19 protein-coding genes are annotated in these 26,397 nt (G+C 49.8%); 4 read left to right on the top strand and 15 right to left on the bottom strand.

The features are described from left to right. Nucleotides 1–125 precede the first annotated feature (125 nt). Nucleotides 126–842 (top strand): cupredoxin domain-containing protein, encoded by a 717-nt coding sequence (locus METBU_RS0120925; protein ID WP_017842479.1) that lies wholly within the window; start codon nucleotides 126–128, stop codon nucleotides 840–842. A 617-nt stretch (nucleotides 843–1,459) separates the two neighbouring features. Beyond that, nucleotides 1,460–1,588, top strand: a complete 129-nt coding sequence (locus tag METBU_RS29105; protein WP_017842477.1) for a hypothetical protein — start codon at nucleotides 1,460–1,462, stop codon at nucleotides 1,586–1,588. A 166-nt stretch (nucleotides 1,589–1,754) separates the two neighbouring features. Here METBU_RS29105 and METBU_RS0120910 read toward each other — a convergent pair whose 3' ends face one another. The 5 genes from METBU_RS0120910 to METBU_RS0120890 form a co-directional block, all read right to left on the bottom strand. Then, nucleotides 1,755–3,824, bottom strand: coding sequence for a putative bifunctional diguanylate cyclase/phosphodiesterase (locus METBU_RS0120910; RefSeq protein ID WP_017842476.1), 2,070 nt, complete (start codon nucleotides 3,822–3,824; stop codon nucleotides 1,755–1,757). Continuing rightward, on the bottom strand, nucleotides 3,825–8,411 hold the full coding sequence (locus METBU_RS25525; protein ID WP_017842475.1) for a PAS domain S-box protein: 4,587 nt from the start codon (nucleotides 8,409–8,411) through the stop codon (nucleotides 3,825–3,827). Continuing rightward, nucleotides 8,408–9,706 carry an urea ABC transporter substrate-binding protein gene (locus METBU_RS0120900; protein ID WP_017842474.1) on the bottom strand — a complete coding sequence of 433 codons (1,299 nt, stop codon included), beginning with the start codon at nucleotides 9,704–9,706 and terminating at the stop codon, nucleotides 8,408–8,410. Before METBU_RS0120900 ends, METBU_RS25525 begins: the two co-directional genes overlap by 4 nt. 729 nt (nucleotides 9,707–10,435) lie before the next feature. Further along, the gene (gene rnd, locus METBU_RS0120895; protein WP_017842473.1) at nucleotides 10,436–11,596 is read right to left on the bottom strand and encodes a ribonuclease D; all 1,161 of its coding nucleotides are present in this window, start codon (nucleotides 11,594–11,596) and stop codon (nucleotides 10,436–10,438) included. A gap of 212 nt (nucleotides 11,597–11,808) precedes the next feature. Next, nucleotides 11,809–12,582 carry an EAL domain-containing protein gene (locus METBU_RS0120890; protein WP_017842472.1) on the bottom strand — a complete coding sequence of 258 codons (774 nt, stop codon included), beginning with the start codon at nucleotides 12,580–12,582 and terminating at the stop codon, nucleotides 11,809–11,811. A 255-nt stretch (nucleotides 12,583–12,837) separates the two neighbouring features. Here METBU_RS0120890 and rlmKL point away from each other — a divergent pair, with 255 nt between their 5' ends. Then, complete coding sequence (gene rlmKL, locus METBU_RS0120885) at nucleotides 12,838–15,030, top strand: bifunctional 23S rRNA (guanine(2069)-N(7))-methyltransferase RlmK/23S rRNA (guanine(2445)-N(2))-methyltransferase RlmL (protein ID WP_017842471.1); 2,193 nt, start codon at nucleotides 12,838–12,840, stop codon at nucleotides 15,028–15,030. Beyond that, nucleotides 15,027–15,299: an acylphosphatase gene (locus METBU_RS0120880; protein WP_017842470.1), complete on the top strand. Its 273-nt coding sequence runs from the start codon at nucleotides 15,027–15,029 to the stop codon at nucleotides 15,297–15,299. The genes rlmKL and METBU_RS0120880 overlap by 4 nt, the downstream gene beginning before the upstream one ends. A gap of 10 nt (nucleotides 15,300–15,309) precedes the next feature. Here the strand turns inward: METBU_RS0120880 and METBU_RS0120875 are convergent, their stop codons facing one another. The 10 genes from METBU_RS0120875 to flgE all read right to left on the bottom strand — a co-directional run bounded on the left by METBU_RS0120875 (nucleotide 15,310) and on the right by flgE (nucleotide 26,396). Beyond that, nucleotides 15,310–15,777 carry an MEKHLA domain-containing protein gene (locus METBU_RS0120875; RefSeq protein WP_017842469.1) on the bottom strand — a complete coding sequence of 156 codons (468 nt, stop codon included), beginning with the start codon at nucleotides 15,775–15,777 and terminating at the stop codon, nucleotides 15,310–15,312. 564 nt (nucleotides 15,778–16,341) lie between these two features. After that, a complete protein-coding gene (locus METBU_RS24880; RefSeq protein ID WP_017842468.1) occupies nucleotides 16,342–17,670 on the bottom strand; it encodes a PepSY-associated TM helix domain-containing protein in 1,329 nt (442 codons plus the stop codon). A gap of 331 nt (nucleotides 17,671–18,001) precedes the next feature. Then, entirely contained in the window at nucleotides 18,002–18,910 is a 909-nt protein-coding gene (gene flgL, locus METBU_RS0120865) for a flagellar hook-associated protein FlgL (RefSeq protein ID WP_026130363.1), read from the bottom strand. A 13-nt stretch (nucleotides 18,911–18,923) separates the two neighbouring features. Next, nucleotides 18,924–20,570 carry a flagellar hook-associated protein FlgK gene (gene flgK / locus METBU_RS0120860; protein ID WP_040575370.1) on the bottom strand — a complete coding sequence of 549 codons (1,647 nt, stop codon included), beginning with the start codon at nucleotides 20,568–20,570 and terminating at the stop codon, nucleotides 18,924–18,926. Nucleotides 20,571–20,597: 27 nt separating this feature from the next. Beyond that, a complete protein-coding gene (flgJ, locus tag METBU_RS0120855) occupies nucleotides 20,598–21,602 on the bottom strand; it encodes a flagellar assembly peptidoglycan hydrolase FlgJ (protein ID WP_017842465.1) in 1,005 nt (334 codons plus the stop codon). A 12-nt stretch (nucleotides 21,603–21,614) separates the two neighbouring features. Continuing rightward, on the bottom strand, nucleotides 21,615–22,715 hold the full coding sequence (locus tag METBU_RS0120850) for a flagellar basal body P-ring protein FlgI (RefSeq protein ID WP_017842464.1): 1,101 nt from the start codon (nucleotides 22,713–22,715) through the stop codon (nucleotides 21,615–21,617). 31 nt (nucleotides 22,716–22,746) lie between these two features. Beyond that, complete coding sequence (gene flgH / locus METBU_RS0120845) at nucleotides 22,747–23,415, bottom strand: flagellar basal body L-ring protein FlgH (protein WP_017842463.1); 669 nt, start codon at nucleotides 23,413–23,415, stop codon at nucleotides 22,747–22,749. Between the two features lie 9 nt (nucleotides 23,416–23,424). Beyond that, the gene (gene flgG, locus METBU_RS0120840; protein ID WP_017842462.1) at nucleotides 23,425–24,213 is read right to left on the bottom strand and encodes a flagellar basal-body rod protein FlgG; all 789 of its coding nucleotides are present in this window, start codon (nucleotides 24,211–24,213) and stop codon (nucleotides 23,425–23,427) included. Between the two features lie 63 nt (nucleotides 24,214–24,276). Next, entirely contained in the window at nucleotides 24,277–25,020 is a 744-nt protein-coding gene (gene flgF, locus METBU_RS0120835) for a flagellar basal-body rod protein FlgF (protein WP_017842461.1), read from the bottom strand. A gap of 20 nt (nucleotides 25,021–25,040) precedes the next feature. After that, complete coding sequence (flgE, locus tag METBU_RS0120830; RefSeq protein WP_017842460.1) at nucleotides 25,041–26,396, bottom strand: flagellar hook protein FlgE; 1,356 nt, start codon at nucleotides 26,394–26,396, stop codon at nucleotides 25,041–25,043. Nucleotide 26,397 lies beyond the last annotated feature (1 nt).

Genomic DNA, 26,397 nt, shown 5'->3' with positions numbered 1-26,397 from the left:
GCACTCGGCGAAGCCGGCATGCTCGCGCCGGATTATCTACGCATCGCCGGCTTCGGTCTCGCTGTAGGTTTATTGCTCGGCGTTATTATTTTTATTGTCGTTGCGCTCAACAGGAAACTCTCACAATGACCCGACAAAATTTCACCTGCCGGATCCAGAATCTATCAGGCGCGTCGTTATGCTTGCTATTGTTAGCGGCGGCCAACCCCAGCGCGGCAATGATGAAACACGGCAATATGATGATGGATGAAACCGGCATGATCATGAATGCCAATGCCGACAATTTGCCGCGCGACTGTAAGGAAGTTTCCGAGGATGTCGATATCGTGATCCGCGCCGGCCATAAACATGCGCAAAAATTTCCCGGCAAGATGTTTGCGTTCGACCGGCAAGAATGGAACGTTAAACCTTGCAGCCGAATCAACATCACCTTCATCAACGACGACCAAATCCGTCATCAAATGATGATTCACGGCCTACCCGGTTATTTATACCCTGACGGCATGGTGCATTTAGAACTGTACGGCCAAGGCGAATTAAAAGCCTCGCTGATCGTTCCGTCGCGGCCTAAAACCTATTTGGTGCACTGCGAAATACCGCAGCACATGGAAAAAGGCATGAAGGCGCAATTGAAGGTGGACGACGGGGACGGCGACCTGCCGAGCATTCCCGGCATCAGCGAACCGGTTACACCGGATGTATACCCGGTAGCATGGAGCCAAACGACCTGGATTGCCTTGATCGTTTCGCTGACTATGGGATTGGCCGCACCGATTATTGGAGGCTTTTGGTTAAACAAACGCTTACAAGCAAAGAAGCTATCTGCTGAGGATAGCGCTTGAATCTATACCTTAATTTAGCAGGCAATAGAGGTGCTTAGAAACGAGCATGAAATATACCTTTCGTACTTCAAAATTCGGCAGGTGACTAAGGAGGCACCGGGGGGCTCGACAAAGGCTTTGCCAGCATGGAGCTGGCTAGGGCCTACATGCACGTATTCACGGCGTCCTGTCAAGCGAGTCACCAAACCGCCCAGGGCAAACGCATTAAAACACTATAGAAAATCAATTAGTTAAAATATTCCTTTTTTCTTGGTTAACTATAAGATTTAGTTTATTTGAAACCTAAATAAGGCTTTGTGTCGCTATCGCGACGCTTATGTGTAGTCGGTTCGCGGACCGACAACCGCGATACTTTTCTTTGCTTGTCCAAAGAAAAGTATCCAAAAGAAAAGACACCCGGAGGCCGCTGCATCCTGCGCGCTGACGATTTTGCCGAGGGTTTTCGGAAGGGCTATCCCTAGCCCTCCGAAAACGAGCGGCATCCCTGCCGCTCCCCTAACGGGCTATTCTCCGCAAAATCGCCAGTGCTCGGCGCGGCCTAACGGGGCCCAGGGAGGGGATGCCATAAGTTAAGCCGAATTGACTAAGCGTTCTAAGAAACAGGATAACATATTGATATGTTGATTATTTTAATGCGTTTGCCCTGGATTCCGAAGAGGGTGCGTTTGCTCGACCGACAGGCGTCGGCGGCAGGGCAGATTTTTGCTCCTGCAAAATCTGCATTCATGCCATCCATGGCAATCTGATAGCCGCCGTCGATCCTACATGGACGTATTCACCCAGCACCTAAATTCCATAATCCATTGGCTATGGTTAGCTCTTGGATAATTTAGGTGCTGGGTTCACGGCGTCCTGTCGGGCGATTGCTGGGCTTTCATGAACGTTAAATTAGGAATTGCTCGATCTTTGCGTCTAAACCGCCCGAGGACTATTCAAAAAAACCGGAACGGCTTCCGCCGGCATCGGCTTGGCAAACAAAAAGCCTTGCATTATATCGGCTTCTCTATGCAGCAGATAATCTCGCTGCGCCTCGGTTTCAACGCCTTCGGCAACCACCTCGATACCGAGCGCATGAGCCAGCGCAATCGTTGCCGAACAAATAGCCGCATCGTTCGGATCGGTTTCGATGTCTTTGACAAAGGTACGATCCAATTTCAAGCGTTGAATCGGCAATAATTTCAAATAAGACAACGATGAATAGCCGGTTCCAAAATCATCGATGGCGAGTTCCACGCCGATGTTTCGCAAAGCATTGAAAATCTCGATCGCAACTTCAGGATTCAGCATCGCCGCAGATTCGGTGATTTCCAATTCCAAATCGCCCCCCGCCAGCTCGTTTGCCCGTAAAACGCTCGCAACCCGCTCGACCAAATGCGCTTGCCGCAATTGCTGTACCGATAGATTCACCGCAATACGCACATCCTTGAAACCTTGACTTCGCCAATCCCGTAATTGCGAACAAGCGGTATTGAGCACCCACTCGCCTAGCCGGCCTATCAAACCGATTTCCTCGGCGACCGGAATGAATTGATCGGGCGGAACATTGCCTAAAACGGGGTGCCCCCAACGAAGCAATACCTCCAAACCGATCACATGGTCGTTTTCGGATTTAACTTGTGGCTGGTAGTGTAAATAAAACTGCCCTTTTTCCAAGGCTTCATGAAGACTATGCTCCAACAACAATCGATCATTGGTGAGATGCTTCATCTCGGCCCGGAAAAACTGGTAATTGTTACGCCCGACCGCTTTAGCATGATACATCGCGGTATCGGCATTTTTCATCAACAACTCGATGGTCTCGCCATCGTGCGGATAAAGACTGATACCAATGCTAGGCGTCGTCCGTAAATTAATCCCATTAACTAAATAAGGTTTCGACAACGCGGTTAATATTTTATCGGCAACATGGGCTGAGGCATGCGCGGCATTTTTATCGGTCAATACAATCACGAACTCATCACCGCCCAAACGCACGACCAAATCGCTATCGCGCACACTTTCCTTAAGCCGATGCGCCACTTCGATCAACAGGCCGTCGCCTACCTGATGTCCCAACGAATCGTTAATCACCTTAAACCGATCCAAATCGATGAACATCACGGCCGCCTCTTCTTCTTTACGGCGAACCAGCAGCATCGTCTGCTTCAGACTGATTTGCAGATATAAACGGTTCGGTAAATCGGTCAAAGGGTCGTGATGCGCGATATGGCGAATCTTTTCCTCGGTGGCTTTTTGCGCACTGATATCGGCAAAACTGGCTATATAATAATCGACCGAACCTGATACGCTGCGCACGACCGATATCGTCAAGAGTTTCGGATAGACGCAGCCGTCCTTATGCCGATCCCAAATCTCGCCTTGCCAAAACCCCGTCTCATTGATCGAGTGCCACATCGCGCGATATTCGTCTGGAGTCGTTTTACCTGAAGCCAGGATGCTGGGGCTTTTTCCGCGGACCTCACTCGCTGCGTATCCGGTTAAGCGTATGAATGCGGGATTAACCTGAAGAATACGATTGTTTCGATCGGTAATCATGATGGCTTCGCCGCTGTGGTCGAACACATGGGCTGCCAGGCGCAATTGAGCCTCAGCGCACTTGCGTTGCAGTATATTGCGTACCCGGGCCATCAATACAGGAACCACGACCGGCTTGGTTAAATAGTCGTCGGCGCCAAGATCCAAGCCCGCAACTTGACTTTGCTCGGAACTGTCGGCACTGACGAATATCACCGGAATATCTTTTGTTGCCGGTCGCGAACGCAATTCCCGCATCACCTCGATACCATTCATGCCGGGCATCATCACATCCAGTAGAATCAGCTCGGGTCTGTCGCTCCGTTGCGCCAAATCCAACGCGGCAGGACCGTTTACGGCGATTTTGATACGGTAATCGGCTTTCAACGCCGCCGCCAAAACATGAATATTTTCGGGTACGTCGTCAACCAATAATATAAGCAGTTTCTTCCCGGGTTCGTCCACCATTTAACTATCCTGTTTTAACAAGGTCAAAAGTCGTTCAATCGTGGTCATTGCGCCGCTGTAATCGAATCTGTCGAGTTGCTTTCGCAAGCGATTCAGCATTTCGCCGGCATGGCCTGAGTCATGAAGCTCCGATAATGCCTCCAAAGAAGTTTCAGGAATCAACTCCCGCTCCTCGACATAGGGTAACAAATCATTTAATACATTCGCGATGGCTTTTTCATCGGCATCCGATGTTTGGACATCATCCGTTTCAAACGCCGTCAAAGCATTGGTAATCGTGTCAACGGCCCGCTGGAGTTGTTCGCTGAAAAATCGGCATAGGTCGGAATTAGATCCGGCATATATCTCCTTTTCCAATGCGGCAGCCGCTCGGCTCAACGAATCCGCACCCAAATGCCCGGCCAAACCTTTAATAGTGTGCAACAAGGCTGCCGCTTCGTCGTATCGTTGCTCCTGCATTAGCCGGTCGAATTGTGCCGGCGAATTGCTGTGCTCATCGGCAAATCCGGCCAGCAGTCGGCGTAATAACACGGCATTACCATCGACCCTCCTTAATGCCCGGTCGATATCGAAGCCGGGCAAATCAGGGAATTCGACGGTATTAGTAACTCCGGGTTCCAAATTTAGCCTGCCTGTTGCCGCTTTGACATTCACGCGATTGAGCCATTTAACCAACAAACGTTCAAGGTCGCTAGGGTCGACCGGCTTTGCAACAAAATCGTCTGCGCCGGCAAGTCGGCATCGAGCACGTTCCTCCGGCATTACCGCCGCACTCATTACGACGACCGGTAACGCATGATAATCCGGTATCGCCTTGATTCGGCGCGTGGCTTCGAAACCGTCCATTTCCGGCATCTGCAGATCCATCAGCACCAAATCGAAGTTTTCTTGCTCAAGTTTGTTTAACGCAACACGGCCGTTTTCGGCAACCGTGACCGATGCGCCTCGATTTTGCAAAATTTCAACAACGACTTCTTGGTTGAGCGCATTATCCTCAACCACCAAAATTTTCACGCCATCGAGACGAATCGCACTAAAGACGTTATCTTCAGGCTTGGGAATCACGGAATGCCCGGCCAGCGTTTCGTATAATACCGATGGCGTTACCGGTTTGGTCAAAATCTTATCAAAATGTATCCTATCGGTTTGAGCCAAAAGCTGCTCTTTATCATAAGCCGTAATCATGATCACTGTCAGCGGATGTTTCAACAAGCCCTTACGGCAATCGTTTTCGAGACGCTCGGCTACTTCGGCTCCGCTCATACCGGGCATGCGCCAATCGAGCAGAACCGTCGAAAACGGACAATGCTTTTGTTCCGCCTGATAAATCTGTCGCAAGGCATTTTCTCCCGAATCCGATGTTTCGCAATACAGTCCCCACTGGGTCAACAAGCACTTGAGTATCAAACGGGAAGTCGATTGATCGTCAACGACAAGTACCCGCTGAGCTCGGATCCGGCTTAAATCGAGATTTTGCGGTGCTTCCGATTCGATACCGACACGAACCGTAAACGTAAAAACAGCCCCCTCGCCTTCGACGCCGGCGGCACCTATCGTGCCCTCCATTAAAGCGACTATCTTGCTGCAAATAGCCAAACCCAAACCGGTTCCGCCGAACTGCCTTGTAATCGAACTATCGGCTTGCGTAAACGGCTGAAATAATAACTCGGCTTTTTCCTGGGACAAACCGATGCCGGTATCGCGAACCGAGAATTGCAATAATAACGAATCGTCGCTCTGCTCAATCGCTTCGACCTTGATATGAACTTCGCCTTCGTTCGTAAACTTAATGGCATTACCGACCAGATTATTGAGCACCTGAGTCAAACGTAACGGATCGCCAATCAAAGTACGATTTGCAGGGGCGTCGATTTCGAAAAAAAGTTCCAAACCTTTTTCCTCAATGCGCGCGGCGAACAAATCGGCGACCGATGTCAGCACCGACTCCACCCGAAACGACACCCGCTCTATTTCCAGTCGCCCGGCCTCGATTTTCGAATAATCGAGCACATCGTTAAGAATGCTCAGCAAGGCTTTCGACGAAGCATGCACTTTTTGCAGAAAATCCTTCTGCCGGGCATTGAGATCGGTTTCCAGAACCAGTTGCGTCAAGCCCAATATGGCATTCATCGGCGTGCGAATTTCATGACTCATATTGGCAAGAAACGCCGACTTGGCCCGATTGGCCGCCTCCGCGCTTTGCTTGGCTTCAATTAATGCAGCTTCGGTTTCCTTTCGAGCACCGATATCGCGCAAAAAGACGACCAATCGGCCTTCGCTGACCGGTAAATAATTGACGCTAACTTCGATATCCAATAATCGGCCATCTTTATGCCGATGCCGGGTTTCAAATCGATCCGCCCCGTTTTTAAAAATATTATCGAGATGCTGTTGAGTTTGTTCGGGGCTTTCGATCGCTTCGATATTCGGTATTGTCATTTGCTGCAATTCATCCCGTTCATAGCCGATTAAACGGCAATAAGCGTCATTGACATCGATAAAACGGCCCTGACTGTCGCACAACGCAAAACCGTCCTGAGTCGTTTCGAGAATGGTGCGATACTCGGCTTCGGACTCCTTACGCGCACTGATATCGATAATCATGCCGATAAAATTGACCGCTTGCCCTTGCAGGTCTCGCAATACTGTTACCGTCAAATCCCCCCAAACGACTCGTCCGGATTTTGTGACGTATCGCTTTTCAAGCCGGTAATCGTCTCTTCGACCCTCTACGATTTCTTCAACCAAACCCACTTCCATCGACAAGTCATCGGCGTGGGTTAGCGTTGCGAAATTGACACTCGATAATTCGGCCGCCGAATATTCTAAAAAGCGAGCCAAACTATCGTTCACCTGCAACAAATTACCCTCGGCATCGGCAAAGACCATGCCGATACTGGCTTTTTCAAAAATCGTACGAAAACGTATTTCGCTATCCAACAGCGCTTGCTCGACTTTTTTTAATTTACCGATATCGACCGCTATCCCGAGATAGCCGCTAATCATCCGGTCGACATTACGCATCATGCTAACGGACAACAAAACCGGAATCGCCGAGCCATCCTTACGCCGATAGAGCCATTCATGCTCATTGGGTTTATTATTACGCGATTTAGCAATAATCGTATCGAAACCGGGCGCTACCGACATACCCAACTGTTCGGAAAACTCTTGCGCCCGCTTTTGAAGCTCGTCAGGATCATGAAATATGTCGGGGCTTTGCTTGCCGATCACTTCGTCCGCCAGATAGCCCAGCATGTCTTCGGCGGCACGGTTGAATACGGTAATGATGCCTTCTGGAGTCGTGGCCATAATCGCATGCGCGGCATTATCGAGTATCGCGGCATGAAGCGTTAACAAATCCTGTAAACGCCGGTTCGCGCTTTCCAAATCTGTAGTGCGCTGCTCGACGCGGAGTTCCAACAGCAATTGATCTTCCGCCAACCGGTCGGTCATACGATTGAAACTGCCCGCCAACTCCTTCAGTTCCTGCCAGCCTTCGACCGGCACTCTTCGATCGATATCGCCGCCGGCAATAAACCCGGCAACTTCAGTCACTCTACGAATCGGCAAAATCAAAGCCCTGCCAAACCACAGCGCGGTAATACTCGACAAAACAAACAATAGCGCCAAGGCTCCCCAAGTCAGTTGCCGTAGTCGCTGAACCGCGGCAAGAGCTTCGTCGACATCCATTTTGACGACCATCCCCCAACTCAAAGATGGTAAATAGCGCCATACCGAAACGATATCGACGCCCACATAATCCTGACTCATGCCCATACCGACTTCACCCGATAAGGCGGAGCGCATCGGACTGGCGGTTTCCGTCAATGGTACTCGATAGCGAAAAGCGGCTTCGCCGATTCGACTTAAAGGACCGACATACAATGCATGATTGCCTTCACGCTGCGCCAAAACAGTCTCGCCGGTCTCGCCCAAGCCGGTGTTGTCTGCGGAAACTTTAATCAATCGATCGAGATTCACTTGAAAGGCCAAGGTTCCAATCGGCCTGCCGTCGCGCAGCAACGGCGTGACGATAAAAACAGCCGGCCTATCCGCGGAAGGTCCGTACGGTGCGGCCGGCGTCAATTGAGTATCGAGCAATGCCAAAGCGCTACGCTGGGCTTCAGCCAATGGCGTATCGCGTAAAAACCCGGAATTTAAATTGCTACCGAGGTCGTCTTCATGCAATATCGAGAAAATGACATTGCCGAGTTTATCGATCAACAACACATCATAATAACCGCTACTGTCTTGAAATCTGACAAAATCGTTTCGATATTTCCGTAGTTCATCTTGGTAACGCACTGAATCAATCGATTCGTCGAATAAAGCCGAAAGCGTGTCCAAAGTTTGATGCGTTAACGGCATATTGGCTAATAGTTGAGCATCGGCCAACCGTTCGTTTAGATAAGCCTCGATTTGATCATGTTTTTTATCGGCAATCGAAGCCAAATGTGTCATGACCGTTCTGGTCAACTCTTGCTCGAACGTTCCGACGAACAAATAAGCCAAACCTGCCAATGGCAAAGGCGACACCATCAAAAAAACCAATAAAGAACGAGGAATGATTTTGCCTAGAATCATTGGCTGTCCTTGTGTGGCAAGGATTGATCCTCGAATGCGACATCGGCCTGTAACCCCTGACTTGCACCGGCTTTACCGCCAGGTTGCAAGCTTTCCAACACATCCAACCACTGCTCCCGAGTCCGATAGTACGGCCAAGGCTTAGGACGCAGCGGCTTTTCGGTGGCAAAAACCTGTTCAAATTGCCCTCCGGGCATCACTTGCCCGATACGCACCATTTTCCAAGTATGCCGGGTCGATAAATCGACCGACGTAATTGCCGAAGGGCCGTTCACAGTTTGTCTTAATATTGTTCGATTTACGCGCGTCGCTTCGGCCGACCCTGCATCACGAACCGCTTGAGCCCAAAGTTTTACACTCACATAAGCTGCCTCCATCGCATCGCCAATCAAACGGTCCTTGCCGAAACGCGCTCCGAATGCGTTAACGAATTGTTTGTTTTCAGGACGATCTATCGATTGAAAATAACTGCTTACCGTAAAATGCCGTTTGAACTTATCGCCTCCCCAGGCCTGCATCTCACCTTCGCTAACGCTAAACGACATCAACGGTATGTCAGCCAAACCCGCGGCAAGTAATCCGGCAAAAAATGCCTTATTGGTATCGCCGTTCAAGGTACTCAGTACGGCATCGGGCCTTTGCTCCAGGATGTCTCGAACGACTAAGGAAACATCTTGTTGGCCTAAAGGTACATAATGTTCGGCTAACACGTGTCCGTCAATCGCGATGCTCAAATCACGAATAATGATATTTGCCGTATGGGGAAAAACATAATCCGAACCGACTAGATAGACGCGGCTTCCGAAATTCTCGAGCGCCCAATGGGTCCCAGGAACAATTTTTTGATTCGGCGCGGAGCCGGTGTAGACGATATTGGGCGACTGCTCGAGCCCCTCATATTGGACCGGATAAAAAAGAAGATGATCAAGGCGCTCAACGACCGGTTTGACTGCCTTACGACAAGCAGATGTCCAACAAGCAAACAATGCACCGACTTTCTCTTGTGTGATCAGTCGCTCTGCCTCACCTGCAAATACATGCCAATCGGACTGTCCGTCGACAACCGTCATTGCGACGGAACGTCCCAACAGCCCGCCTTCGTTATTGATTTCGTCGACCGCCAAGCTAATCGCATCGATCAATGGCGCCTCGCTGACCGACATCGTGCCGGTCAGCGAATAAATCACGCCAATACGAATCGGCTCAGTTCCTGGCAGTGTCGACCGAATAGTTAACAATGCGATCAATACCGCGACAACGCTAATCCGTAGCAAAATAGTCACTATTTTATGCATCGAGTACCGCTCCCAACATCGGATAATCCGAAAATTCCTGTAATCCATGACAACTGGATTCCCCCGATGCATCCATGCGCTAATGCCAAAACCTAAAGTGTAATGGGGGTATCAGCTTACTTCTATACCCTTTGCTGGTCAAATTTCGGCGCCGGGGGGTCCGTCAAAGGACGCCGTGAATACGTCCATGTAGGCTCTGTGAACAGCATCCCTGCTGTCAAAGCCTTTGCCGAACACCAGCACTTCCCAGTTTGAGCAGTTTCGCCGATTTTAGGGTGTGGGGTATGCCTGTCGAGGAACGCCGTAAACCCATCCATGGGGGCTTGGCGGCAGCGCCCTGCTGCCGACATCCTCGCCAAGCATACCCCACACCCTTTTTGATCTCCAAATTGGGAATTGCTGGCCGAACACCCCGGCGCCTCCATGCGTCAATGCCGAAATTTGAAGTGCGATGGGTATATTAAGTTTAGGTAAACCCGTCATTCCGCCATGGACTGGCGGAATCCAGTTCCATAGATAGCGAGCTTTTGAGGCACGCTAGGGCCTGAATGCAAGCAATCCTTGTTCCCACCGCTACTGCATGGGGATACACACCAACCTTATCTCGATAGCCAAGATATGGGGTCCCACAGAAGAGGGTCGTGGGAACCGGAAAAGCCTGCCATCTATAGCAACTGGATTCTCCAGACCTCCTTAAGCATCGCCGAAATTTGAAGTGCAGTGGGTATATCAACTAGAAGGATTATCAATGGTATAGACTTTTTCTCCATCAATACCGAGCACTTGCTCGCCTTTCAATAATCCCATCAACTCGCGGCCGGCCATTGCATAGCGCCAACCTTTCAACAATAAAGACTCGGGATCTTCAAACAATAATAATTCCAATGCCTTACGGTCAGCCAAGATAGCCGGATTCAGTGAATTTTCGTCCGCTCTAATGCGTACCAATGCCGTCAAAATATCCAAAATAGCTTCTTGCTGCTGGGTCTTTTTGGGGGATCGGCCATTTTCGTGCAGTGGTATCGGCGGCTTTTGCTTGGCTTCATTGATCAATTGACAAAGTACTTTGCCGTGCTTGTTAACCATGCGCTCATTGATATTATGGACTTTCAACATTTCGTCGACAGTACCGGGTTGCTGCTTTGCCAACTCAAACATCATATCGTCGCGAAGCAGCCAATTTCGAGGCCTATCTTCTTTTTGCGCGGTTTGCTCGCGCCACTCGGCCAAGGTTTGTACGATTGATAATTGCTTACCGGTCAGTTTATTTTTGCCGCGAATTTTAAGCCAAGCATTTTCCGGTGAAATATCGTAAAGTTCGGGATCGTTCAACATCGCAAAATCGCTTTCCAGCCAATCCCTACGATTGAGCTCGGCCAATTTCTTGAGCATGGTTTGATAAATTTGACATAAATAAATCACGTCGTCGGCTGCATACTGTAATTGCTCCTGACTGAGCGGCCTAACGGTCCAGTCGGTGCGGGTATGGGCTTTGCTCAGATTAATATTCAAAAAACTCGATACCAGCATCGCATAACCGGGATTTTCCTGAAATCCCAACAAGGGTGCGGCAATTTGCGTATCGAAAATCGGCTGCGGAATTTTACCGGTCAATTGATAAAATATTTCCAGATCTTGCCTGCAGGAATGGAACACTTTGGTTATCGCCGGATTATAGATAGCTTCGAACAGCGCGCTTAAATCATCCAAAGCGATCGGGTCGACACAAGCAACCCATTCGGGCGTCGCGATTTGCAGCAAACAAAATTTGGGATAATAGGTTTTTTCCCTAAGAAATTCGGTATCGAGCGCCAGCCAAGATTCCTTGGCGATTTGCCGGCACAATTCGTCAAGCTTTTGCGGAGTATCGATATATTGAATGGCGGTCATGGTTCGTCACGTTAACTAAATGAATGCAACACGGCGGGCTTAATCTCTTAAACGACAAAAATCCAAGCACGGCGCGAAAAATATGCGATTATCACTTAGTTAAGTTAATTTTGCGACTCGAATTTAGTCCAGCCTTTACTCGCGACATTTCGGCGGAAGAGTATTTGGCAAATTTTTCCGATATAAACGCTATGATCCGCTCTCCCTGGCGTTCAACGGCCGGCAAACGCATTCGGCGTCAAAGCCGCCAACGATTGAAATGCCGGCTTAGCGAAATAATAGCCTTGAAATAATTCCAAGCCAAAAGATTGCAGCACACTCAGCTCTTCATAAGTTTCGATGCCTTCGGCAAGAGGTATAATCGATAGCTCGCCGCATAGCTGCAAGATCGCTTTGACTATGGCTTGCCGATTACGGTCTTGATCGATATGACGAATCAAAGCCATATCCAGTTTAATAATATCGGTTTGGATTTCGGCTAATAAATTGAGTCCGGAGTACCCGGCTCCGAAATCGTCTATCGCGGTTTTAAAACCTTGCGCTTTATAATACTGAACGATTTCGAGTAAATGCGCATGATCCTTAACTTGCTCGCCTTCTGTAATTTCGAAAATAATGCGATCGACCGGAAATCCATAGATTTTGGCTGCTTCCAATGTTGTTCTTATGCACAACTCGGGGCGATAAACCGCATTCGGCATAAAATTAATACTCAAAAAAGTATCCATATTCAACTCCGAGGCCAACTTAATCGCCTTTGTGCGGCAACTTTGGTCGAATCGATAGCAATTTGCATCGTTGACCAGCTCGAACACCTTACCTGCCGGCTCGTTATTTAAACCTCTCGCCAAGGCTTCATGAGCATAAATCGACTGCGTCGTCGTATTCACGATGGGCTGAAACGCCATCGTGAAATCGAAACCTAATCCGGCCCCGCCCGCACATTCCGCGCAGCCTAGTTGTTTATAATGGTTATCCGATTTCATGTTTTATCAACCCGCTTCAGTTTATTGTTATTTTTCGATCTTGAGTGCCGCATACTTTATGCATTCCCCCGCTGTAGCGATGGGAACGAGGAAAAACCCACTTACATTCATGCATCATTTACGTTTATTCAAGCTATTCTAGTCGTCTTAACCCATCATTTGTAATTGAAATACTCGGCGCACTCGCTCAAACTATGTTTTTTATTATCCAGTTCTCACTTTTCGCGTGCGAACCCATACGGAACTTACTTCATAATGACCTCATTTTCACTGTTCGCGACATCCCCGAAAGCCTTGGAACAACTGCTTGCCGACGAACTGTCCATGCTGGGCGCAAATCATATCAAACAAACCGTTGCCGGCGTCGCGTTCGAAGGCACGCTTGAAACCGCCTACCGGGTATGCCTATGGTCGCGCGTCGCCAACCGAGTCTTACTGGTGCTGAGCACTTTCGATGTCAACAGCCAGGACGACCTGTATCGCGGCGTCAAGAAAATCAACTGGTTCGAACACCTAAAGCCGGACGATTCGATCGCGGTCACGTTCAGCGCGAAAAACTCGAAAGCGATCAACAATACTCATTTCGGCGCGCTCAAGGTCAAGGACGCGATCGTCGATCAAATGCGAGCGAAATTCAACAAACGTCCTTCGATCGACACCGAACAACCGTCGCTACGCGTCAATGTTTATCTGCACGGCGAAAAGGCGCAATTAAGCATCGACCTGTCCGGCGAAAGCTTGCATAAACGCGGTTATCGCGATATCAACATCAAGGCGCCGATCAAGGAAAATTTGGCTGCGGCGATTCTGATCCGCTCGGGATGGCCCGCGATCGCCAAACAAAACGGCTCTCTGCTCGATCCGATGTGCGGTTCCGGCACGCTTTTGGTCGAAGGCGCGATGATCGCCGCCGATATCGCACCGGGATTATTGCGCAAACATTACGGTTTCAGCGGCTGGAAAAAGCATGACCCCGAACTTTGGCAAAATCTGATCGACGAAGCCGAACGACGTAAATCCGACGGACTGAAAACATTGCCGATGATCGTCGGCTTCGACCAAAGCCGACATAGCCTGAATGCGGCGGCGCTACACATCGAGCGAGCCGGATTCAACGGCAAGATTCATCTGGAACGGCGCGATATCGCCGATGCGCGGCCTGCCGCCGGCTGGCCGAAAGGCCTTTTGGTCTGTAATCCTCCTTACGGAGAACGCCTAGGCGACGCGGAAGAAACCGCCGAGCTTTATCAAAAGTTCGGTGACACGCTGAAAGCCGAATTTTCCGGCTGGCAAGCCGCGCTGATCGTCAGCGATCCCGAACTCGGATTCCGCCTCGGGATTCGTTCGCAAAAACCGATCACGCTTTATAATGGCGCTCTCGAATGCAAATTGCTGCGCATGACGATAGCCGATGCGGCCTTTTTTATTCCGAAGCCTAAAAACCGCGACGAACGCCTCGCGCAAATTGCGGAAAGCGTGACCGGCAGCGGCGATACCGGTGCTGAAATGTTCGCCAACCGCGTCAGGAAGAATCTGAAAAAACTGAGCAAGTGGGCCAAGCAAAACCAAATCGATTGTTACCGGGTTTACGATGCCGACCTGCCAGAATATGCGGTCGCGGTCGATCTGTACCGGGGCGATAAAACCTGGATCATCGTGCAGGAATACGAACCGCCGAAATCGATAGACCCGGACAAAGCCGACCAACGCTTGGCCGGGGTCTTGGCGGAAATTCCGGACTTATTCGGCATTCCGAAAGAACAGGCCTTTCTGAAAATACGGCGCAAGCAAAAAAGCAGCGATCAATACGAAAAACAAGGCCACAACAACGAATTCCATGTCATCGAAGAAGGCGGCTGCAAATTGCGCGTCAATTTTGCCGATTATCTCGATACCGGCGTGTTTCTCGATCATCGCCCGATGCGGCTGCGTATTCAACAGGAAGCCCAGGGCAAGCGTTTTCTGAATCTGTTCGCCTATACCGGCAGCGCGACGGTGCATGCTGCTGTCGGCGGCGCAAAATCGACCACCACGGTCGATATGTCGAAAACTTATCTGGACTGGGCAGAGCAGAATCTGGCCTTGAATGTAGCCGGCGGCGATCACGAATTCATCCGCGCCGATTGTTTGGAATGGCTGGCCGATGAAGCCAAACAGCCTTATGCCCGTCAATACGACCTGATCTTTTTGGACCCGCCGACGTTTTCCAACTCCAAGCGCATGGACGACGTATTCGATATTCAAAACGACCATGTCGAATTGATCGAAAACGCGGCGGCCTTGCTGGCGCCCGGCGGCGTGCTGTATTTCTCGACCAATTTCAGGCGCTTTAAACTCGACACCGAGGCCCTATCGGAGTTAGTGATCGAAGACATCACGGCGGCGACGATTCCGGAAGATTTTGCCCGAAATCCCAAGATTCATTATTGCTGGAGGATTAGCGAATGACCAAACAAGTCAGAATACTCGTATCGGGCCGAGTGCAAGGCGTTTACTTCCGCGCCTTCACGCAAAAGGAAGCACGGAAACATCAACTGTCCGGATTCGCGAAAAACCTGCAGGACGGCCGGGTCGAAGTGGTCGCGGCCGGCCCCAAGGAAGCGGTGGAAAAGTTGATACGATGGTGTCATAAAGGACCGATCACGGCCCGGGTCGATCACATCGAAACCGAAGAACTGACAGGCATCGATATTCCGGCCGGCTTTGAGATTCGGTGAAAAGTATACTTTATAAAAAGCACCAATCGCTGAAGCAGGCGGCCTGGCCTTTATAGTTTCCGTGTCGATCGATCAGATTCCAAACCACGGCATTTTCGATCATGAAACGGGTTCCGGTACTCGAAATACGCACGCCTTGATAATGATCGATATAGCCCTGTTCAGTAACCTTCTTCAACAAACGACTTCGTTCTTGCCGATTGACCGGTTCCGCGGATAGCCTGGACGGCGTCCGAGTAAATTCATCCCAATTCATTTCGAATAAGGTCAATGCCTGAGCATTCGCATAATTAAACACGGGGTCGTCGGCGGTGTCGTGCGAAACCACGGCGAATGGCGCATGAAACAAAGCTTCGGCAAATTCCTGACTCCCGCAAATGCCGTTAATCAGCGGTTTACCGAGCAAGCGATTATAACTGTCGCCCAATAAGGCGGCATGTTCTGCTAAAAAGTGATTATTAAACGAGGGTTTTTCCATTGATCTTAGAAAAAGCATTTCACCATGAAGAATATGAAGCCGCGTAGCCCGGATGGAGCGTAGCGCAATCCGGGAAGCTCGGAGCCACGCCACTCCCGTATTTCGCTACGCTGCATACGGGCTACATGGCTAAACTACCGATTTTACTGTGAAAGATCGTAAATTTGGATTCATTATCTAATTTTTCGATATGCAAAACTCCGTTCTGGCAATGCCGGTTCCGGAGAGGGTGCGGTTGCTCGATCGACAGGCGTCGGCGGCAGGGACAGCCGCCGTCGAGCCTACATGGACGTATTCACGGCGTCCTGTCGAGCGAGTGACCGCACCCTCCCCACGCCGCACAATTTCATTTGCCGGGCCTTCATGAACATTATACCCATCGCACTTTAAATTTCGGCATTGACGCATGGAGGTGCCGGGGTTTTCGGCAAAAGCTTTGACAGCAGGGATGCTGTCACAGAGCCTACATGGACGTATTCACGGCGTCCTTTGACGGACACCCCGGCGCCGAAATTTGACCAGCAAAGGGTATAGAATGATTCTTTTATTCCGGGCTAAGATTATTTATTTCGATAACCCGGATGCAAACTCAAGGCAGCGCCGCCATAACTTTTGTGCCTTTACTCTAAGATGAGGTTCGTTTCGCTCGATATAACGTACCAATAAACCGGCCCAACGCATCCCCTCCAAGCCGATGCGTTGCCCTATTGTTAGCGCATAAGACAGCAAAGGGCGTAAATTCGGCACGTTCACCGGCCTGTCCTTAAGCCAGCCCTTCCTTCGCAACCAAATCATCAACCCGCTGACATAAAGTATCAGCGGAAGCCACCCGACTATAAACCATAAAAACCTGCCCCAAGGACCCAACGCTTCGCCGGTATGAATCGGCCAGATAGCAATAGTCAAAGCTTGACCGGACGTAAAACTATAAGGATCGCGCGCCGCCTTGATATGGCCGCTCCAGCGGTCCACCCAAACGGTCGTAAACGGATGCTTTCGATTGATTTCTTCGTTTTGGCGCAAATCGACACGATAGATGCCGGACGCACCTGCCGGGGTCGTGATGCGTCTGAGTTTAGCTTTCGGAAACGGACCGCGGGCCAATAACACAGCCTCTTCCATCGTAACCGGCCTGTCATTCGGAACGGCGGTACTTCGTATCGGCGGACCTTGATCGCCGTGTCCCAAATTATCCGCACCGGTCAAACTTTCCAACACGGAAGGAAAACTCAAATGGAGTCCGGTGACGATCAATGTTGGCAACAATAACGCACCGACCAAGCCAATCATCCGGTGCAGATCAAATGCCAAACGAACGATACCGGAATGATAACGAATCTTGAAGGCTTGCAAAAATCGCCCTTTGCCCGGCCACCATAAATAGATTCCGGTTAGAATCGAAACGCCGAACAACAAGCCGAGATAACCGACCATTCGCCAACCGCTTCGATCCAGCCGAAGTTGCGTGTGTAGATCAAGCAGCCAAGTCGTTAGCGTACTACCCCAAAACCGACTGGCAACGACCTCCCCGGTATAAGGATTGACCGAAACCATCAACGGCGCGTAGAGTTCGCCGGTCGTCTCATGCGGTTTTTCATACCAAGCGGTTACCATGCCGCTCGGCGTTTGCGGCATTTCCAATGTCCATGGACCATGCCTTGCCGGATGGACCGCCTTGACCGAAGCCATGATGCGATCGAGCGGCAAATAATTGCCGGATTGGTTGTCTACCTTGAGACTTGGATTCAACAAACCATCCAATTCCTCGCGATAAACGCTAAGACTGCCGGTCAGGCCGATCAGTACAAATAAAAAACCTAAGCCCAGCGCCAAGTAAAGGTGCAGAATCAGCCAGGTATTTCGTCCTGGCATACGTTGAATAAATCGCCGCATGAAATCCTTACTATGCTAAATAAACAAGCGGATTATCCCATACGCGCAGATCACTGTCTCTTTTGGAGGCTCAAGATACAGGGCAAACGCATTAAAGCGATATGTATAACCCTAACAAAGAGCAGTTGACATGTGTTGTAGACCGTTCGTGCTGAGCTAAGTCGAAGCATGAAGGGTCTACAACACTTTCACCGTCTTGGTGGAGCCTCAAACTACCATTCACCCTTCGACGGGGCTCTCCTGAGCGCAGCCGAAGGGCTCAGGGCGAACGGTAGTTTGAGGCTCTCAACTGCTCTTTTTAGAATAACTGAGTTTGGACTTCGTCTGTAAGCTATAAGTAATTGAATAAAGAGAGTCGCTGTACTGTGGTAAACGTTTGTTGAGCCGCTTGTAACGATATTGTCTGTAAATTGAACCGGCTGATGGCTTCGGCCCAATCGAGGTCTTCCGTTTCCGACAATACTGTTTTCATGTTCAATAAAATATCTTCATTGTATATTTCTTGACGATCTAGCGCGTTTAACCGAGTACCGACCGAGGAGTGAATCGATGCAACTCTATCCATGGCAACATCCAGCTCACCCAGAGTCGCCGATTGCGGATTATTATTTTTAAACTCATCCGACAACTTCCGAACAACATCGAGCATATTGTCGACTCCGCCGGGTGTAGAGGGGCCGAACACGCTCGCACCGTCATCGCCGTCGCTAATCTGCCTTGCATCGCCGATCTTCACAAAACGCCGGGTATTGTCCCCGACATATTCATAAAAAGGCGGATCAGTCGCGGCATCGATATCCTTAAACGGTGCCTCAAGCGAGGCCAATCCTGCAAATAAATATTCGCCATTGGAATTTTTGGTATTCGCCAAACCCATTAGCTGTTCGTTCAACCCATCCAACGCATCGGCAATCGCCAGCCGTTCAGAGGGGCTATTGATATCGTTCAAGCCTTGCAAGACGAGGTCTCGAATCGAAAAAACCACATCGGTAACGGTTTGCAGCGTCACTTCTTCCAGCGAAAGTCTTTGCCGCGCCGTATCGATATTACGTTGATATTGCTCGGTTTGTTCGATACGTTGTTTAAAATCCAAAATTCTGACCGCCGCAACGGGGTCTTCCGATGGCGTCAGAATCTTCTTGCCCGACGATAACTTCAACTGGGTTTGATTGAGCTGCGCACTCTGTTTAAGCATTGAGTTAAGACTTAACTGATGGGAAAACGCTGTTGAAACTCGCATGACTAATCCTCTGTTACCTGAACGCGTTCAGCATGGTGTCGAATACCGTGCGCGCAACATTAACGGCTTGCGCCGCAGCTTGATAAGAATTTTGATACTTGATGAGATTAGCCGCTTCTTCATCGAGATTGACACCGGCAAGGTTTTCTCTCGCTTGACTGGCTCTGTTGAATAATATTTCCTGAGCCGACCGGCTCACGTTAGCCGAATGAGCCGCAACACCGATTTGCGATACCAGTTGACCGTAAGTCTGAGTCAACGACCGGCCGCCGGTCATGAACGCCCCCGATTCCAAATCCGCCAATTTCAATGCATTGCGATTGTCGCCCGGCAACGCCGTTCCACCTGGAGGCACTTGCTCGGCCGCCGCGATCAAAGCGGGATCTTTTATTTCAGTTTTGATATTTTTAGCCGCATTATACGTCGGCCGGATCAAAAAGCTGGCATCGCCGGTTGGGGCTGTCGTCACATCAATGTCGATACCGCCGACCGTCTCGGGAAAAGTACCCGAAATCGGAATATTCACGTTATCGCTCAAGCGCGTCAAACTATAGCTCCCGCCGATATAGTCGAGACGATAATCGCTGGCTTTCAATTGATTAATCGTTGCGGGATCGAAAACCGCGCTGACGGCACCGCCTCCGGGAAAAGTATCATCTCCTATCACAGCAATTTCCGGGTTGCCCATCGAAAATAGGTCCAGCCCGTCATCGCCATTCAAATCGGAGCCTTCTTTATGCAGATCATTGAATCGTACGCTCAATCCAGCCGCAACTAAGCCTAATTGCTGTTGAGCGGGATTGAGTATTTCATCGCGAAAACGCATCACTCCGGCCAATTGTCCGCCGGTAATGAACTTCGAGACATTTTGATCTCCGATAAGTACTTGTTGGCGTTCAGGCTCGCTATTGGAGGGCTTCAAACTTACGGTCGATGCATTCATTCCCAATACAAGCGATTGCCCCTGCCCGATGAATACGCTAACCGAACCGTCTTGCTGATCGAGCACCGAAACATTGGTTAATGTTGACAATTTTTGTAACATTAGATCTCGGCCATCGAGCAAATCGTTCGGCATTTTACTGCCGGAAGACTGCCCTATATCGGAAGCGATGCGTTTGTTTAAATCGGCAATACCCGAGGCCAACAAGTTAATCTCATTGACCATCGATTGCATATCGACATTGACTTGATTACGCAACGAATCCAATTGCCCCGCCATCATATTGAAGTGGTTCGCTAGAGAATCCGCTTCCCCAAGCATGACTTGCCGGGCCGGAATCGATGTCGGATCGCCTGCAACATCATTCACGGATTTAAAAAACCCGCTTAATGAAAACGCAAGACCTGTTTCATCGTTCGCAACAATAAAATCGACTTGCCTAGCCATCGATTGCAACTTATCCGCTTCACCGAAAGCCGAGGCACTGGAACGTAATTGCCCGCTGATGAACTGATCGTAACTTCGGGTAATATCGGTAACCTGTACGCCTGCGCCCATATAGCCGGAGCCGATAAATTGCGCGGGCTTTGCTGCCAATTCGACACGCTGCCGGCTGTAGCCTTCGGTATTGACATTGGCAATATTGTGACTGGTCGTGTCCAGCGAGCGTTGAAAAGCCATAAGCCCTGAAATTGCCGTGCCTAATATTCCACTCATCTTATTGCCCTGCTAAATTATTCTCTACTATTGCATCGCCACAACGACATTCGGTTGATAACTCGCCACATCGTCGCTGTGATAAATTCTCATCACCTTATCCGCATAATGCGGGTCGGTCGCATAACCGGCTTTTTGCAACTCCTGCATGTAGCGCCCCGGATTGTCTGCATGCTTTAATGCTTGACTGTAACGAGGGCTGTTTTTCACTAACCGGACATAGTCGTCGAAACTTTCCTGATAAGAATCATAAGATCTAAACCCGGCCATTTGTTTTTGAGGAATACCTTTTTCGTATTCCAATGTGGCAACATTCGTCCGCTTGCCCGTCCAAGAAGATCCCGCCTTGATATTAAACAAATTAAAACTGCTGCTGCCGTCCTTGTGTTTGATCACCGACCTGCCCCATCCGGTTTCCAAGGCAGCTTGCGCCAGCAGCACCTTAGGTTCGACACCTAATTCGGCGGCGGCTTTCTCGGCATGACCATGCAAACGTTTTACAAATTGCCTTGTTGTTCGAATTGGCTCCTGTGATTTTATCTCTTCGCTGCCGATGGATTTTGACTCTAATGATTGTATCGGCCGATTGCTGTTTTTTATTAGCCTTGATTTGACTCCGGACGAAATCGGCATCAAATCCGACGCATCCTTCTTAGCCTTATTTGCGGGTGGAAATCGCTGTAACGGATTGTTCAAATAATCGTCAAGCGTCATTCGTTCGGTTTCGCCGGTTTTTTCGCCGCCTAATTGCTTAACGATTAAATCGGCTAGACCGACGCCCGGTTTGCCTGATAAATGTACGGCCAATTGTTGATCGTACATTTCCCGATAAAATTCGCTCTGATCGTTATCGAGCATGCTGTCGGCTAATTTAGCCTCACGCATACTTTTCAATACCATGTTTAAAAATAACGATTCGAATTGTTTGGCGACCTCGTTGATCGCCCCCGGCTTTTCTTGTTTAGCCTGATTTCGTAACCGGGACAAACCTGAAAAATCGGTATAGACATCGGCATTGCCTGGATTCAACACGACCCACCTCCGCTAAATGACAATCAATTCCGCACGTAAGGAACCTGCAGACTTGAGCGCTTCTAATATGGCGACCAAATCGCTCGGCGCCGCACCGATATTATTGACTGCGGCAACGATTTCATCGAGCGAAACACCGGGATTAAACATAAACATTCGATTGTTTTCTTCTTCGACGATAATATCGGTTTGCGGAACCACCGCCGTTTCGCCTGCCCCGAAAGGCGCCGGTTGAACAACTTGCGGGCTTTCACTAACCGTTACGGTCAAGCTACCGTGCGTCACGGCGGCTGGTTGCACCGTCACTTTTCCGTTGATCACAACAGTGCCGGTTCTGGAGTTGATAATCACTCGCGCCGGCGCATCGTCTGCCGCTAGCGTCAAATTTTCGACCATGGAGGTAAACATGACCCGCTGAGACGTCTCGGACGGTGCGCTGACTTTGACGGAAGTCGCATCAATCGCTGTCGCGGTATTCTGCCCGAAAGTTCGATTAATTTCTGCGGCCATGCGGTTGGCATTGGTAAAATCGGCGTTATGCAAATTGAATACCAGAAACTGACCGTCGGCAAATGGCGTTGCCACCTCCCTCTCGACCGTTGCCCCATTGGGAATCCGACCGACAGCCGGGTTGTTGATGGTAATTTTAGATCCGTCTAGACCGCCGGCGCTCAAACCGCCCACGACTAGATTGCCCTGAGCGACAGCATAAACCTGACCGTCCGCGCCTTTCAGCGGGCTCATCAGTAACGAACCGCCACGCAAACTTTTCGCATCGCCGATCGATGATACTGTCACATCAATGGTTTGCCCCGGTTTCGAAAAAGGCGGTAATTCGGCGTGAATCGAAACCGCGGCGACATTACGCGCCCTGGGATCGATATTCGGCGGCAATGTCATACCCAATCGTGCCAACATACTACGCAGTGCCTGACCGGTGAATAAGGTTCTGTCTCCGGACTTATCGAGACCGACAACCAAGCCGTAGCCAACCAACTGGTTGGCTCTAACGCCGGCTACCGAGGCCAAATCTTTAATCCGCTCGGCATGGACCGTCGTCATTAAGCCAAACCAGAGCAACGCAGTGACTATTACAGTCTTTATTTGTTTCATTGCCAGTCCTCACAACCGGTAAACTACTGAATTAAAACGGAAACCACGGACTCATTAAAAAACGCGCCAACCAACCCATTTTGCTGGCGTCGGCAACGGCACCATCTCCGGTATACATGATTGTCGCATCCGCCACTCGACTAGAAAGCACGCTATTCGCGACATCGATATCGACCGGCCGGACAATGCCTGACAAGCGGACATATTCGCTGCCCTGATTGAGCGCGACACGTTTTTCGCCGCGTACTCTCAAATTACCGTTCGGTAATACCTCGACGACGGTTACCGATAAATCGCCGGTGAGACTGTTACTTTGATTGGCTTCGCCTTCGCCGGTAAATTGATGATTTGTCGCCACTTCGGTTTCGACATCATGCCCTAGCAATTGAGCTGCTTCCATGCCGAAGATCATCGGCGCCTTTACCGACAAAGAAGTATTTTTTCTAGCTTCCATATCTGATAATTTCTTTGCCTGCGTTCTTTCCACCAACCGAATTGTCAATATATCGCCAACCCGTTTGGCGGTATGATCCTCGAATAAACGCATATCGTAATTGGCTTGATAAATCGAACCGCTATTTTGGGCCGGCGCCCGCAAATCGGCAGGTTCGACCGGCGCGAACGCCGGGTCGCGAGTCGGTAAAGGCGTACAAGCTACCGCAAACAAGGATATGAATATTATCCATTTAAAATGCGCCATGACGGTCACCTAAAGTTGTTGCGTCACATAGGACAACATTTGATCGGTCGTCGAAATCGCCTTGGAATTCATTTCGTAAGCGCGTTGCGTCTCGATCATGTTGACGAGTTCTTCGACGACATTGACATTCGAGGTTTCCAAAGATCCTTGGAACACGGCGCCGAATTCGTTTTCGCCGGGGATACCTAGCACCGGAGGGCCGCTCGCAACAGTTTCGCGAAACAGATTCTCGCCGACCGGCTCAAGGCCTGCATAATTGATAAAATCGGCCGTTTGAATCTGACCCAATTGAACCGCCGCCGGGCTTCCCGGCTGCACAACAGAAACAGTACCGTCCCGTGTAATCGACAAACTGATCGCATCGTTCGGCACGGTAATCGCCGGCTCCAGCAACAAACCGCCGGCCGTGACGATTTGACCCAAAGAATCCAATTTGAACGAACCGTCTCGAGTATAAGTAATGTCGCCGTTGGGCATCAAAACCTGAAAGAAACCCCGCCCGCTGATTGCAACATCCAAGGAATTTTCGGTTTGTACCATATTCCCCTGAGTATGCAATTTCTCGGTGGCAACTGTTCTAACTCCGGCACCTAGTTGCAAACCGGTGGGAAGCTCGTTGCCTTGATTGGTTTGCGACCCGGCTTGACGAATATTTTGATAGATCAAGTCTTCGAAAATCGCTCTGGACTTCTTGAAACCGGTCGTATTAACGTTGGCCAAGTTATTGGCAATTACCGCCATCCGTGTTTGCTGGGCATCGAGACCCGATTTAGCCACCCATAATGCTCTTTCTGTCATGATAACCTCCTATGATGACGAATTACCGTCTTTACCGGCTCTTTTAACTAATAGATGCACGGCTTATGCCATTTGCATCAACTTGGCGCTAACGCCCGAATTGTCATCGACTTGCTTCATCACCTTGGTTTGCAATTCAAAATTCCTAGCCAATTCGATCATCGCGACCATCGCACCGATCGTACTAACATTACTACCTTCCAAGGCACCTTGCGCTAACCTCACATCGGCACTGGCTTGCGCGACGCCGCCATTCTTTAGGTAAAGCAAACCGTCGTTTTGTTTTTCAAGATCGTCGAGCGGTGGATTAACCATCTTGATGCGTTCAACGATAACCTGATTCGCCGCGTTCGTTTCACCTAGCGGAATGATGTTAATCGTGCCGTCCGGCATGATCGACACCTTGGAAGCGGGAGGCACTGCAATCGGGCCGTCATTACCGAACACCGGCAAACCGGTGCCGGTTTGTAGCAAGCCTTCCGGTGTCAAGCGCAAATCGCCGGCCCGCGTATAGGCTTCCTTGCCGTCCTGACCTTGAACCGCCAACCATCCTTCGCCGTTGATCGCGACATCCAGATCCCGACCGGTAATTTGCATCGGCCCGGCAGTCAAGTCGATGCCCGGCCTCTCAGACATCGCATAAACACGCGTAGGAAAACCAGGACCGAATACCGGCATGCTGCGGAACTGCTCCAAATCGGATTTAAATCCGGTGGTCTGCGAATTCGCCAAATTATTGGCGTTAGCCGACTGCGCCAGCAAGGTTTGCTTGGCGCCGCTCATTGCGATGTAGAGGCTACGATCCATGACGAGCTCCTGCTAATTGATTAACGAATATTCAAAATAGTTTGCGTTATCGTGTTTTGAGTACTTATAGTCTGGGCATTGGCTTGATAAGCCTGCTGCGCGATAATCAGCCGCACCAATTGTTCGGACAAATCCACATTAGAACTTTCCAAAGCTGCGGACTGCATGACTCCAAAGTTATTGGATCCCGCCGAGCCGAATATCGGTTGCCCCGAATCCGCACTCTCGCCCCAACTCGTGTCGCCCAATTTCGCCAATCCTTGATCATTCGGAAATCTAGCCAAAGCAATCTGACCGATTGGCTTCGAAGCGCCGTTACTAAACCGAGCGAACATGACTCCTTCGCTACTAATTTCAATGCCAGTCAAGTTTCCGGAGGGCAAACCGTCTTGTCTTAAATCATTAACGCTGAATGCCGAATTGAATTGAGTACCTCCAGCAAAATCAAGCTCAAAATTCAAATCCTCGACAACAAATTCCGGCGCTAAATTAATACCATTCAAGAAAATATTACTCGGAAAGGAGCCGGTGGATAAAGGGGCCTGGCCATTCACATTCAATAACAATCCGGATGCGCTAAAAGTAACGGGCACTGGAGCCGGAGTCGTTCCTGCAGGCTCAAAGGTCGCATTGCCTGCAGGCGTCACAATGGCATCGTTAGCGTCATAGACTGGATTGGCACCAAGAGTCACCCCTCTATCATTTAGATAAACATAGCTATCCCACTGATTAGCACCAGTTTTTCGATAATAGGTGCTTAGTGTATGAGAGTTACCTTGCGAATCGTAAATTGTCGCCGAAGTAACATTATTGAATGAATCCGGATTGCTTGGATCGAACACCGAAGTAGGCGCTAAATCTCCGGCATTAAGATTAATTTTCATATCGACGGATTCCGTAGCCCTCGGCAAGCCTTGACTGGTATCAACCTGCAGAGCTTGAAACACGCCTTGGCTAAAGCCTTCTTCAATGGTTTCGCCATTGGGCTTGAATGCCATCAAATAACGCCCTCGATCATCGACAACAAAACCCTCTTTATTTAGCTGAAAGGCTCCATTTCTAGTAAAGTTAGTCGGCTGCGGATCGTTTACATTATTTGCCAATGTAAAAAAGCCATTGCCGCTAATCGCAATATCCAAACTGTTTTCGGTAAAATCAATATTACCTTGAGTAAACTGCTGGGCAACCTCGGTCACTTTGACGCCAGCCCCAGGCTGAGTCTTCGCCACGCCACCCAAGCTCGTTGCATACACATCCGCAAACTCGGCTCGCGATTTTTTAAAACCTGTCGTATTGGCATTCGCAATGTTATTACCGGTGGTTTGTAAATCACTCGATGCGGCTCTCAAGCCGCTTAATCCTGTTGCAAAACTCATG

The organism is Methylotuvimicrobium buryatense 5G, assembly GCF_000341735.1.
GTDB classification, from domain to species: domain Bacteria; phylum Pseudomonadota; class Gammaproteobacteria; order Methylococcales; family Methylomonadaceae; genus Methylotuvimicrobium; species Methylotuvimicrobium buryatense.
Note: the sequence above shows the minus strand (reverse complement) of the source record. Positions and strands in the feature narration are given on the sequence as shown.

Excerpts from the sequence above, each read along its gene's own strand:
- METBU_RS0120925 (WP_017842479.1), top strand. The coding sequence starts at position 126 with ATGACCCGACAAAATTTCACCTGCCGGATCCAGAATCTATCAGGCGCG.
- METBU_RS29105 (WP_017842477.1), top strand. The coding sequence starts at position 1,460 with ATGTTGATTATTTTAATGCGTTTGCCCTGGATTCCGAAGAGGGTGCGT.
- METBU_RS0120910 (WP_017842476.1), bottom strand. The coding sequence starts at position 3,824 with ATGGTGGACGAACCCGGGAAGAAACTGCTTATATTATTGGTTGACGAC.
- METBU_RS25525 (WP_017842475.1), bottom strand. The coding sequence starts at position 8,411 with ATGATTCTAGGCAAAATCATTCCTCGTTCTTTATTGGTTTTTTTGATG.
- METBU_RS0120900 (WP_017842474.1), bottom strand. The coding sequence starts at position 9,706 with ATGCATAAAATAGTGACTATTTTGCTACGGATTAGCGTTGTCGCGGTA.
- rnd (WP_017842473.1), bottom strand. The coding sequence starts at position 11,596 with ATGACCGCCATTCAATATATCGATACTCCGCAAAAGCTTGACGAATTG.
- METBU_RS0120890 (WP_017842472.1), bottom strand. The coding sequence starts at position 12,582 with ATGAAATCGGATAACCATTATAAACAACTAGGCTGCGCGGAATGTGCG.
- rlmKL (WP_017842471.1), top strand. The coding sequence starts at position 12,838 with ATGACCTCATTTTCACTGTTCGCGACATCCCCGAAAGCCTTGGAACAA.
- METBU_RS0120880 (WP_017842470.1), top strand. The coding sequence starts at position 15,027 with ATGACCAAACAAGTCAGAATACTCGTATCGGGCCGAGTGCAAGGCGTT.
- METBU_RS0120875 (WP_017842469.1), bottom strand. The coding sequence starts at position 15,777 with ATGGAAAAACCCTCGTTTAATAATCACTTTTTAGCAGAACATGCCGCC.
- METBU_RS24880 (WP_017842468.1), bottom strand. The coding sequence starts at position 17,670 with ATGCGGCGATTTATTCAACGTATGCCAGGACGAAATACCTGGCTGATT.
- flgL (WP_026130363.1), bottom strand. The coding sequence starts at position 18,910 with ATGCGAGTTTCAACAGCGTTTTCCCATCAGTTAAGTCTTAACTCAATG.
- flgK (WP_040575370.1), bottom strand. The coding sequence starts at position 20,570 with ATGAGTGGAATATTAGGCACGGCAATTTCAGGGCTTATGGCTTTTCAA.
- METBU_RS0120850 (WP_017842464.1), bottom strand. The coding sequence starts at position 22,715 with ATGAAACAAATAAAGACTGTAATAGTCACTGCGTTGCTCTGGTTTGGC.
- flgH (WP_017842463.1), bottom strand. The coding sequence starts at position 23,415 with ATGGCGCATTTTAAATGGATAATATTCATATCCTTGTTTGCGGTAGCT.
- flgG (WP_017842462.1), bottom strand. The coding sequence starts at position 24,213 with ATGACAGAAAGAGCATTATGGGTGGCTAAATCGGGTCTCGATGCCCAG.
- flgF (WP_017842461.1), bottom strand. The coding sequence starts at position 25,020 with ATGGATCGTAGCCTCTACATCGCAATGAGCGGCGCCAAGCAAACCTTG.
- flgE (WP_017842460.1), bottom strand. The coding sequence starts at position 26,396 with ATGAGTTTTGCAACAGGATTAAGCGGCTTGAGAGCCGCATCGAGTGAT.